Consider the following 1,548-nt stretch of genomic DNA (forward strand, 5'->3'; position numbering starts at 1 on the left):
ATGCAGGAGGACTACGCGCCGACGGTCACGACCGCGGATTCGCGCGTCCCCGTGCTGCCACCCGCATTCGATCCGACAGCAGACGGCAGCGCCGGTTCGGTGGGATATCCCGGAGCCGGCAGCGGACCCGGTTCGTCGGGAGTGGGTCGAGGCAGCGGCAGCGGGTCGGACGGTTCGTCGGTCTCGACCTATGCCCCGGGCGGCAACCTCGGCGACAACATGAGCGGTGAGCCGAGCAGCTCCGCGGCAGCCGGTCCCGGATCCACCGGTACCGACATGCAGAACGCTTTCGGAGCACCGGCCTCGCAGCCTTCCGGCTCCGAAGCGCAAGACGCCGCGCGCACGACGGCAGCGTCCGCCGATCCCCGCAGCGCCGTGCCTGCGTCCACCACCGGCTGGCCCGGCAGCCCCTCGCCCGGCTCCGCCGGCACCGTCAGCGGTGGCTCCGGCACGGGATCACCGGGTGTGGGATCGCCGGGTTCCGGGCTGTCGGGATCGGGCTCCCCGGGCGCGGTCCCACCCGGATTCGTATCCGGTCCGGCTGCCGCGACCCCTGCGTCGGGAGCCGCTCCCGGTGCGGCCCGCGGAGTCGGTCGCGCGGCTGCGATGCCGATGGGCATGATGCCGCCCCACGCCGGCAAGGGCGACGAGGAGAAACGCTCCGTGCCCGGCTACCTCGTCACCGAGGAACACGGCAACGAACTGATCGGCGACATGCCGGCCACAACTCCCCCGGTGCTCGGCGCATGACCCCCGGCACTCGGCGCATGAACACAGCGTGGCGGCTGACGCAAAGCGAGTTCACGGCGGTCTGGCAGCTGTTCGGTCGCGACCGTCCGCCGTTCCCGTTCCAGTTCCGCAGCACCGACCGCACCGTCGACGAGGCGCTTGCATCCCGGGCGGACGCGGCCGCGCGGATGCGTCGCCTCCTGGACGAGGACCTGTACGCGGCGTTCGTGACCCTCGCGGATCCGTCGGTGCGGATCGAAGCGCTGGGCCTGGACCGGATGAACACGGCCGACGAATCCGCGGTGCGCATCCACGCGGCGGTGCGCGGCGGCCGTGCCGTCGTCCTCAGCGAGAGCAGCGGTCCGGACGGTCTCGGCCTGGACGTGGCGCTCGTGCCGTCGGGTGCCTCCGCCCGCCGGGTCGTCGAGCTGCTGCCGGACGCGGCACCCGGCCGACGACCGGCCCTGCACCTTCCCGACCGCGAACCGGACACGGGCACGCTGCTGCGCGACAGCCGGTACCGCTCCATCCGGGAGGTCGCCGCCGAGTTCTTCGATCGGCCGCGGGACTCCGCCGGAGAAATCACGGTGACGCCGGGCGGTGCGGTCGACGCGCGCAGCGGGTCCGGAGCGGAGAGTTTCGGGTGGACGGATTTCACCGGGGACGGTCGTTACCTGCTGCGTCGGGCGGATCACATCGAGGCGGTTCCGGCCGGGGCGCGCGACGTCGAACAGCGGATTCTCGGTTCGGTGGACCGGGCCCTCCGGGCCTATTCGGCGCGTTCGGGGGTGTTCTGACGGGCACGTCCCCCGTCGACGT

1 protein-coding gene and 1 pseudogene are annotated in these 1,548 nt (G+C 72.8%); both read left to right on the forward strand.

The annotated features are described in order from the left end of the window. Positions 1 to 750: pseudogene (locus I0Q12_RS12480) on the forward strand (hypothetical protein); the annotation flags it as partial. 17 nt (positions 751 to 767) lie between these two features. Then, positions 768 to 1,526 (forward strand): ESX secretion-associated protein EspG, encoded by a 759-nt coding sequence (locus tag I0Q12_RS12485; protein ID WP_197252222.1) that lies wholly within the window; start codon positions 768 to 770, stop codon positions 1,524 to 1,526. Positions 1,527 to 1,548 lie beyond the last annotated feature (22 nt).

Origin of the sequence: Rhodococcus sp. CX (genome assembly GCF_015865005.1) — a bacterium.
Lineage (GTDB): Bacteria > Actinomycetota > Actinomycetes > Mycobacteriales > Mycobacteriaceae > Rhodococcus.

Excerpts from the sequence above, each read along its gene's own strand:
- I0Q12_RS12485 (WP_197252222.1), top strand. The coding sequence starts at position 768 with ATGAACACAGCGTGGCGGCTGACGCAAAGCGAGTTCACGGCGGTCTGG.